Source organism: Nostoc sp. CALU 546 (genome assembly GCF_048836525.1).
In genome coordinates this window covers 37808-47895 of record NZ_JAWJTF010000074.1, presented here as the reverse complement: position 1 = coordinate 47895, position 10088 = coordinate 37808, and the positions used below count along the sequence as shown (strand labels likewise).

The following is a 10088-nucleotide window of genomic DNA, read 5'->3' as shown; positions in this document are numbered from 1 at the left end:
CCCACTCCCCACCCCCCACTCCCCACTAATAAATGACGATCGCACTACTATAGAAAGAGGCGATCGCGTCTTACTAATTGTCGAAGATGACGTAAATTTTGCGCGTATCCTTCTAGAGATGGCGCAACAGCAAGGATTCAAAGTGATAGCTGCCCAAACCGGCAGTACAGGTTTGATGTTAGCCCAGCAATTCCTGCCTTCAGCCATCTTGCTAGATATCCGCTTGCCAGAAATGGATGGTTGGACGGTATTGGATCGTCTCAAACATGACCCAAATACCCGGCACATCCCTGTACACATCATGACCGTTGAGGAAGGAAAACAGCGCGGTTTGCAACTAGGTGCGATCGCATATCTGCAAAAGCCCTTAACCAGCGAGACAATATCCGAGGCGTTGAGCAAAATTAAAGGTTTCGTTGAGCGCCAGGTGAAAAATTTATTGGTAGTGGAAGACGACGACACTCAACGGCATAGTATTGTTGAGTTAATTGGCAACAGCGATGTTTCGACCATTGCCGTGGGAACTGGTGCAGCAGCATTAGAAGCCATCCGTTCACAGCATTTTGATTGCCTTGTCCTCGACTTAGGGCTACCCGACATGACTGGGTTTGAACTGATCGAGCAGATAAAACTTCTACCTCACGGCAAAACTTTGCCAATTATTGTCTACACAGGTAGAGAAATTAGCAAAACTCAAGAAACGGAACTCAGACGGATTGCAGAGACAATCATTATTAAAGATGTGCGATCGCCCGAACGTCTCCTTGATGAAACAGCATTATTTTTACATCGAGTCCAGGCAAATTTACCAGCACCCAAGCGCCAAATACTCGAACAACTGCATTCACAAGACTATTTACTCACAGGCAAAAAAGCGCTAATTGTAGACGACGATATGCGGAATATCTTCGCCCTTACCAGTATGCTAGAGCGTTATCAAATACAGGTTTTATATGCTGAAAATGGCAGACAGGGAATCGCGCAGTTACAAAATACACCAGATATTGATGTCATTTTGATGGACGTAATGATGCCAGAAATGGATGGTTACGAAACAACACGCTTAATCCGCCAAAACGATCAATTTAAATCTTTGCCGATTATTGCACTGACTGCTAAAGCCATGCAAGGCGATCGCGAGAAGTGTATAGAAGCAGGTGCATCAGATTACATCACCAAACCCGTAGATACCGAACAATTGCTGTCTCTATTGCGTGTTTGGCTATACCGTTAATTTGGTTCCCTTAGCAATCCCAAAACAAACCCTCAGCTACCAACCTTGTAAAATTTTTTATGCTCAGATCGCCGTCATCCTCCTCACTTCCTCCCCACAGAGGTTAAAACTGCTATCATTCATGTGCAACAAGCATTTCGGCAGGTATTGATATGATGTCCGTTTAATCAAACTTAATAAAAAATGTTCGTAGTAAGGACTTTAGTCCTGGCTTTGGGGACTAAAGTCCTCACTACAAACTGTTGATTATGAGTGATTTGACGGACATCATAATGATTCAAGTTAGAGATTTTGCCAGAAGATGACCATCTAAAACCAGGCTAAGTTGCCCATTGGCAAGAATGCTAGTTCCTTGGATATAAGCTGCAACTGGGATTGCTTCCCCCAAAGGATGGATCGCAGCGGATTGCTTGCCAATGATGCAATCTACTTCTAAAGCACATCGTTTGTCTAAGTAACGAAATACTAATAAAGGCTTATCCTGCTTGAAAGCATTTAGTGTATCTGTGTTGTAAGTAGTAACTGAGGTGGGAAGCTGGTTAGGACAAATCAGTACATCAGTCAATAAGTGGATAGGGACGAGCATTTCTGTTGTTAAATCCTCACGATCGCAACCAAGGAAGCCACTGGTGCTAGAAGACTGCAAAAATAACATCCGTCCCGCTTGAGTTTGGATAATTTGTTCGGACTGCGATAGACAAATCTGCTCTACAGAATCGGCAATAAATGCATAGACTCTGGAGTTAGCTTGACAGACGATAAGTTGAGCAATTTTTTGATCGAGGGGAATTTGGAGCGAGAAGGCTGTACCATGTCCAGCTTTAGACTTCAATACTATTCTTCCCTGAATAGCTGTTAATTGCTTGCAAACTTCAGTTAATTCTACTCCTAACTCTAAGGCAGCGCGATCGCATAAAACAGATGAAACCTCTGGTTCAATTACCAGTTCTTGTAAGATATCCCCTGGTTTTGTCAGGGTGAGTCCTTGGGCTAAAGCTTGTTGATAAATTTGAGATAAGTTCAGTCCTGCGCCATCATCACAGCCATCAATAATTAGTTGATTTCCTTGCTGATAAACTTTAATTTCGATGATACCGTTGCTATTTTTACCAAGGTGTTGGCGTGTTTGGGAAGACTCAATACTTTGTTCTAGCAAATAGCAACTTATATGCAACAGGAGAGCATGGAGGCGATCGCTAAATGCCCGATTGACTTGGATATCGCTAATTTGTAAATGTAGTTTAGCAGACTTATCTTGTAGAGCTTGTAACTGAGACCAAAGCCGATGCAACGGTTCTAAGGCTACTTTTAAAGGAATAGTTGTAACTTTTTTGACTAGATTGGCAGAATGCTTAAGTAACTTTTCCTGCTGTATGAGTTCTTGTTTGAGTTGATGATGATTGTTATTGAGCGAATCAACAGTTGATGCCACCTGAGACGCTTCAGCCAAAACAGATTGCAGAGTACTGTATAATTGCTGAGAGCGAGAAGCAGCTAGAGGAGAAAGGGTATCTGAAATTGCTGCTAAACGTCCTGACCATTCCTGTAGATTATCCAGCAGGTGTTGTAATCGTTTAACTTGTCGGAGCAACCGCCCGATTGTATGTTGCTGTTGTTCTTCTTGACAGGCTTGCTGATTATATGTAGTTAATAATGTTGCAACTAGCACATTTAGTTGTTCGAGATGCTGAATATTGATCGGTGTGGCGGTTGGAATACTTGTTGCAACAATGGTAGAAATGGATTCTTGTAAAGAGAGTGGATGGCGATCGCGAACAGATTTAACTAGGGATGCTTCAGTAGGTAAGGAAAAATCCCCCAACCAAGCATGAAAATCTCCTTCGTCATACTCTTTCGGGTTTGCTAGTTCCCCTACATTGATGGGAAGCTGCTCGGTATCTACGTAAACAAGGCTGCCAGACTGGGGGCTAGTTTCACAAGAGGCAGGGGGCAGAGGGGCGGAGGAGCAGAGGGGCGGAGGGGCAGAGGGGCGGAGGGGAAAGAACTTGGTATTTGAACTCTCTTTTGCTCCCCTGCTCCCCTGCTCCCCTGCTCCCCTGCTCCCTACTCCCTGCTCCCCTGCTTTTTCACATTCTTGCGGTTGCTCTATCGATGTCTCAAGGTTTGTTTCTTGGGAATCGCCAAACTCTGCTTGTAGATGAGCAACAATGGCAGACATCCGCTCCAGAATTTCTACTTCGTCAATTTGCGAGGCTGTTAAAAATGCCATCAATAGCATCTGTAGACAATCTAATCCTTCCGACAACAGGGAGGCGATCGGGGCGTTGACAGTTGCCTGATACTGATGTAGAAGCTGAAAAATCTCTTCTAGTGCAGCCGCAACTATGGCAATGGCATCTAACTCAGCTGCTATGGCAATCGAATGCAGAGAGCGAGCAGCTTCCATGAGAGCCAAAGCTGTAGCAGGGTTACTGTCTTTTGTATAGTTAGGCAACTCCTGCTCCAAGAACAGCAACAGATCGATCGCTTCTTCTAGGAAGCGATCGTCGTTCTGCGGTTGGGGGACAAAATCGGTACTCATGAAAACAACTCTCGTTTCTATGGGGTTTGTGAGTGAATTTTGGATTTTGGATTTTGGATTTTAGATTTACCCACCAGCATCAATGCAGGGGCTTCAACTAAAAATTTTGGATTTTGGATTTATTCCACGAATAAATTCGCTTGCTTGAGACCAGTTTAGATTTTAAATTTTGAATCTTCAATCCAAAATTTAAAATCTAAAATCTAAAATTCGGTGACAATTCTATGGCTTCGATATTGTTTGGAGGCTACAAGCAGCGATATCGGCGATCGCTTTGAATTGCTCCTGAATTTGTGCGATTGACTCCAGCCCCGCACTGATTTGGCGATCGCACGGTTCGATCGCAGAAGCAACGTCTGCTGCTGCCACCTGGAGTTCTTGGAACCATTCCTCTATATTTAGGGTGCTATCGCGGGCTTGACGGGCGAGAATTTCCACCTGTTCGGCAGCAGCTAACAAACCTTGTTCCCGATCGCTAGCTTTTGTGGCTTCGATGGCTGTATTCAGGGATAAAACCTGAATTTTGGTACTCAAGCCTTCCACAAGATGAACAAAGCCAGAAGCTTGCTGGCAAAATTCACCAAGATATTGCAGCTGTTTATTAGTAATAGCAACAGTATCTTGAATAGACATTAAATGCTCACCGGCAAGCTCGGCGATTCTTGCTCCTGCTTGTACAGTCTGGCTCACCTGCTGAAATGGCACTAGTAACTCAGAGCGATCGCAGGATTCAGCCTTTTGCTGTTGAGCAGGTGGAGCTACTATTTCAGCCCAGCGCAAGTTAATTGTCAACATCATTCCTACTTGTTGTAGCAAACTGCGCTCTGCTTCCTGCCATTGTCGGGGTTGGAGGCAATGATGAATAACTAAAAAACCCCAAGGTTGTTGTTTGACAATCAAGGGTAAGCAGAGGCTAGCTTGCACCTGAAAGCGTTGCCAAAATTGCTGTTGGCGGGGAGTTAATTCTAATACTTCAGTTAGGTTGTTGAGTAAGTTTTGTCCGTCACTAACATCGGGTTTATTAACAAACAAATTTATCGGTAGGGATTGGTTGAGCAGGGATGTCCAACCCGCTTGTATTGCTTCAGCGATCGCTCGACTGCGATTATCTTCTTCAAAACGATAAATCAGGACGCGATCGGCGTTGAGAACATCTCGCAGGGCGGTGACTGTAACCTCCAAAAGTGCAGTTTGACTTTTTGTCTGCTGCATTTGCCGATCAATGGCCGCAAGTTGTTCTCGCTGGAGTTGAAAAGCCCCTCGAACATTTTCATCATTGTCACTGGGCGAATCTTTAGCCAAAGCTTGGATAAAAGCTTCGATTTGACTTACCTTCTGCTGCAATTGAGCGACCTTTGGCCCCTTAGCAGATTGAAAGACTGCTTTGATTAGAGCCACATTAGCCAAAATTTCTTCTATCTGGATTTTATTTTCAACAGGCTGGGTTTCAGAATTAGGATCTAAAGTTGCGATCGTCACAGAAAACTCCTTGGCAGCATCAAGTCAAATATAAAAAGTAGGGGAGCAGGGAGCAGGGAGCAAGGGAGAGTTCAAATACCAAGTTCTTTCCCCTCCGCCCCTCTGCCCCCTGCCTCTTATCAGTGGGTTTGCCATTGCAATGTCTGGGCGATCGCTCTGGTGTCTAAAATCCAGCGATCGCCTGGCAGAATACCTCGAACAAAATTTAGTAGTTTGTTGGGGGAAAAGTCGGTTGGTGCTGATTGCGCTTGCTGTAAATCCTGCCATTCTACATCGTAGACATGAGCCACCAAAAACCCGATTACCTGATTTTGCAGCTCGATAACTAGAACCATTGGCTTTTCTGGTCGTGACTGCCGCTTCAAAAGCGGCGCATAACCAAGCAAATGTTCCAAGTCAACCACCCGTAGCATCTGTCCTTGCCAATTATAGAAACCTAAAATCCAACTTGGTAAGGCCGGGGCTGGGGAAATTTCTTGGCTAGCGAGATGAATAATGTCCTGTAATGAGTGGAATGGTAGCAATCCACTTCCTCCATCGCCCAAGGAAAAACGGAGAAATCTTTGCCGTTGTTCGCCTGATGTCAGCCCAGGAGCCAAGGTTGAGGTTGTTCCGGGCAACCCCAACTTATCAGCCAATATCTGGCTCATACCAAAAAGAAGTACTTTCAGTGGTTCCTCGTTCGGTGCTACAGGCAAAACAGCCATGTGGCTAACACAGCTTAACTCCGCCACTTGCCGATAAGACCACGGCACCGGACGCACTGCTGACAAAGGAATATCAATTAAGGCAGGGGGCTTGTCTACAGGAATGCCACAAATTTCCCCAGTCCGGGTTTGAGTCAGAAGTAAGAAGCGCCCTGAAGTGTCAACCGCAGAGGGAACTTGATGCGGCTGTTGGGCTTGTATTTGCGAAATGAACTTTTGGCGCAAGTCCACAATTGTGATCGTTTGCGCTCCCAAATCAACCATCCCGATACCACTTTCAACTGTACTGCGAATCGGGGGACAAGCCATCACCTTGAGAACTGCACCAACTGGCAGGGCAAATAAATAGTCTGCGATCGCAAAAACAACGACTCGTAATGAGTCGCGCTCGCTCACAGCGCCAGATAATCGCTTAAACGGAAAGGGAGTGTTAAGCATAAATACTAATTCGTAATTCGTAATTCATGAAGAAGGGTAAAGGGGAAGGGGGAAAGGGTAAAGGGGAAGGGGGAAGGGGGAAAGATTTTATTATTTTGATGACTGATTTATAGATTGAATTTGATTAGATAGCATACGGCTCAACTCCATAGCTTGATTAGAAAGTTGTGTATAAGTTGGTTGGTCTAGATAGCCCACTTCTAACGCTACTCTCAAAAGACTGCGAACTTCACCGGCAGACCCTTTAGCAATATTTAGAAAGTTTAAGTATTCTTTGCGAGAATATCGTTCAAATCCTTCTGCAATATTTGTAGGTATTGATACGGATGCACGTCTTAACTGATCTCTTAAACCAAAGTCTTTACTCAGTTCACCTTCCTTAGTTCTTAAGTATATTTGCTTAACTAAGTCAATACCTTTTTGCCATACTTTTAAATCCTCAAAAGGTTCAATTTTTTTCCTTTCCATTCCTTCCCTTCCCCTTTCCCCTTTACCCTTTCCCCTTTACCCATTAACCAGTTCAGCGATCGCGGCTAGAAAGCTCTGTTCTGAATAGGGTTTGGTCATGTAAGCTTTCGCCCCTAGAGCTAAAGCTAATTGGCGGTGCTTCTGTCCGCTACGAGTAGTCAGCATCACCACAGGAATCCCGGACAAACGCTCGTCTTGGCGATGGTGTTCTAAAAACTCAAATCCATTCATACGCGGCATTTCAATGTCACAAATCACTAAATCAACATCACTGTGTTGCACCAATTGAGCGATCGCCTCTCGACCATCGCCTGCTTGCAACACTTGATAATCGGCTTTCTGGAGCGTCTGCACCAAACTTTGCCTTTGTACAACCGAATCTTCCACGACTAACACCGTCAGTCGGTTAGGTTGAGCAACGGCTGTATTGACTTCCATTGCCTGTTGTTGCGGTTGTGTAGTTAGCTCGGATTGCTGCCCCTCTAGAGTAAGAACAGGCTCAGGCGCAGGCAACAGTTTAGTTGTAAGATTTGATGCCGGGGAAGTCGGCATCATATCTGTCTCCCAAGTTTGCCGAACTAACTCCAACGGGTCAACGATTAGGGTCAGACTACCATTGCCCAACACGCTGTAGCCTTGGATGTAACTAGGTAAAGTCAGGACTCTGCCGAGGGATTTAATTACTAATTCCTGCTCGACTAAAATCTGATCGACTTGCAAACACAGGTATTGATGCTCTGTTTCTAACAGCAGCAGAGGTTCGACGGTGTTCCGTTGCTTGACTGGAAAAGGACTTAGGTTTAAATTGTGGTCTTGGGTGAATAAAGGATATTTGTAATCCAGCAAATTGGCAAGCGAGCGGATGGGAACTAATTGTTGACTTTGCCCCTCTCCCCACTGCCAAAATTTTTGGCTGCCTTGCCCGTGTAAAGATTGCTGGACTTGAATCTGCTCTGGCTGCGGTAATAAAACCTGGCTAACTCCTTCAGACAGCAAGCCATAAGTAATACCTTGAGATTGACAAACGAGCAAGCGTGCTGTTGTCAAGCTCAGGGGCAATTGCAGCATGAAGGTAGTTCCCTGCCCTGAAAGCGATCGCACCACAATCGAACCTTGTAAAGCTTGCAATTGAGTGCGAACGACATCTAAGCCTATACCACGGCCAGATAACTCACCAACCTGCTTGGCAGTAGAAAAGCCCGGTTCAAATAATAACTCTGCCAGTTGGTCTTCTGAGGCGTAGGCGGCTTGTTCGGGAGTCAGCAGGTGTTTTTCTATACCTCGTTGACGAATGGCTTCCCAGTTTAAGCCTCGACCATCATCCCGTACCTCAATAGTAGTGCGGTTGCCTTGATGATAGGCTTTAATTGTAATTGTTCCGGTTTCTGGTTTACCCTGCTGGCGGCGAATTTCTATCGGTTCAATGCCGTGATCGAAGGCATTGCGAATCATGTGCAGCAAGGGATCGTATAGCTGCTCAGAAATAGCTTTATCCACCAGTACCTTCGTACCGCCAAGCTTGAGTTCAACAGGTTTATGATAAGTTGCTACCATCTGTTGCAGCAGCCGGGGTAATCGATTCAACACTGTTCCCAATGGAACCATTCTGGCTTGCAGCAAATCTTCCTGCGCTCCTGAAAGCAGTTGCTTGCGCTTTCCGAGACTAAAGCGAGATTGCTGAACTAAGCCATTAACAGCCTCAATCTGTTCTCCTAATTGCACCATGTCTTCTGTAAGATTTTGCAGGAGAATATGCAACTCGCTATAGTTATCCATTTCTAAAGCATCAAAATTGGATTGTGCCTCGGTAGGAGAGATAACTCGTGGAGATCCATGTATATGTCGCTGCTTGCGTTCGGGAAGCAGCAGATGTCGATCTGACCAAGTAAAAACTTTACTAAGTTGTTGTTGACAGTACAAAAACTGTAGTAGAGTGTCTTGGGCTGCTTTGTGGATGTGGTTAGATTGCAGGTTTTGTTGGTTTTCGCTGATTAGCAATTCCCCAATTGTATGGCTGAGGCGATCAAGCTGTTCTATCGCCACTCGGATACTGGGAAGTGATGCCGATGACTGAGCCTGGAGGCTTGGCGCTGGTGGTGGAGAGGCTGGCCGATCTGAGTCTGAGTATCGGCAAGATGTCTGTGGATCTCCGATCCAGATTGACTGTAAAATCCGATCTATGGCAGAGGGGGCTACTACCGAATCCTGAGAAATAGGTGCCAGTACCTCCGGTGTTTTCGGTAGGGAGCTATCAGTCCGCTTCGGGAAAAACGACCAAATTGATTCCGCTTCGCTGGCACTGAGGAGGGGAGATGGCTGATTCTCAGTTGTAGTCGTTTGTGTTGGTTGGGCAGCGATCGCAACTGGCTGCCCTTGCGGTTCTTGGACAGGAGTAGTTAGTTCTGCCCATTCTCGCAATTGTGGAGATATCTCTCCCCCTTGAATGCGATCGCCTGCAAGTACTGCTGTTTGAGCTGCTTTAAAATTTTCTAAAGCCGCCTGAGCGATTTGCAATACTTTGTCTGGATGTGCTTTGAGCGCGTTTAAGGTCGCCTGGGCAATTTCTTCCAATCCAGATAAGCCATAAGATGCTGCTAGTTCGACAAAAAATTCGGCTTGAGAGTTGAGTGTTGTTTGAATTTGTTGCGGATTTTGGCTTTGGATGTCAGTTTCCAACTGTTGCAAATCCTGGAGTACACTCCCGGAAAAGATTGACTCTACGACATCAAAGCCAAGTTCTTCCGAACTGGGAAGCGGAGCCTCACGACCAAAAAAGTCGCCTAGTTTATGTTGAAGTTGGGCAAAGATTGAGGCAGTGCGATCGAGTATTTCTGCCTCATTGCAGGATAAGCCCATCAAGGCTGCACTCAATGGAGTTCGCAGGCACTCATAAGCATCTAGAAGCAAAGCACCCAATTCTGGATCGATTTCCAGTTCTGGAGCGTATAACGCTTGGAATACATCTTCCAAATGATGGGCAATTGTCTGAATAGTTTCTTGCCCAACACTGGCAGCACTCCCTTTGATAGTATGGGCGCTTCGCATCAAGGCATGAACTTTTTCTATTGTTTTTTCATCAAGTAAACCGATCAAATTCTGCTCAATGGTTTGCAACAACTCTGCCGCTTCCGCAAGAAAAGCCTGCTCTTGATTACTGGGATCGGGGTTCATAATACGCTTGGTGTCAAGGAGATTTATCTGTTAAGGCAGGCAGGGGGAG

The 10088-nt window shown here is 45.4% G+C and carries 6 protein-coding genes; 1 reads left to right on the top strand and 5 read right to left on the bottom strand.

Translation table 11 applies throughout. The features are described from left to right. A partial coding sequence (locus RRG12_RS28770; RefSeq protein WP_420761530.1) for a response regulator occupies positions 1-1234 on the top strand: 1234 nt, incomplete at its 5' end. Positions 1235-1511: 277 nt separating this feature from the next. Here the strand turns inward: RRG12_RS28770 and RRG12_RS28765 are convergent. From RRG12_RS28765 to RRG12_RS28745, 5 genes are all read right to left on the bottom strand, one after another. Further along, positions 1512-3776 carry a chemotaxis protein CheA gene (locus tag RRG12_RS28765; RefSeq protein WP_420761529.1) on the bottom strand — a complete coding sequence of 755 codons (2265 nt, stop codon included), beginning with the start codon at positions 3774-3776 and terminating at the stop codon, positions 1512-1514. 222 nt (positions 3777-3998) lie between these two features. Then, entirely contained in the window at positions 3999-5255 is a 1257-nt protein-coding gene (locus tag RRG12_RS28760; RefSeq protein ID WP_420761528.1) for a GAF domain-containing protein, read from the bottom strand. Between the two features lie 119 nt (positions 5256-5374). Next, the gene (locus tag RRG12_RS28755) at positions 5375-6400 is read right to left on the bottom strand and encodes a chemotaxis protein CheW (RefSeq protein WP_420761527.1); all 1026 of its coding nucleotides are present in this window, start codon (positions 6398-6400) and stop codon (positions 5375-5377) included. Between the two features lie 90 nt (positions 6401-6490). Next, positions 6491-6868: a four helix bundle protein gene (locus RRG12_RS28750; protein ID WP_420761526.1), complete on the bottom strand. Its 378-nt coding sequence runs from the start codon at positions 6866-6868 to the stop codon at positions 6491-6493. 36 nt (positions 6869-6904) lie between these two features. Continuing rightward, on the bottom strand, positions 6905-10039 hold the full coding sequence (locus RRG12_RS28745; protein ID WP_420761525.1) for a hybrid sensor histidine kinase/response regulator: 3135 nt from the start codon (positions 10037-10039) through the stop codon (positions 6905-6907). Positions 10040-10088: the final 49 nt, after the last annotated feature.

Bases quoted from the DNA above. Each gene is read 5' to 3' on its own strand.
- RRG12_RS28765 (WP_420761529.1), bottom strand. From the start codon at position 3,776: ATGAGTACCGATTTTGTCCCCCAACCGCAGAACGACGATCGCTTCCTA.
- RRG12_RS28755 (WP_420761527.1), bottom strand. From the start codon at position 6,400: ATGCTTAACACTCCCTTTCCGTTTAAGCGATTATCTGGCGCTGTGAGC.
- RRG12_RS28750 (WP_420761526.1), bottom strand. From the start codon at position 6,868: ATGGAAAGGAAAAAAATTGAACCTTTTGAGGATTTAAAAGTATGGCAA.
- RRG12_RS28745 (WP_420761525.1), bottom strand. From the start codon at position 10,039: ATGAACCCCGATCCCAGTAATCAAGAGCAGGCTTTTCTTGCGGAAGCG.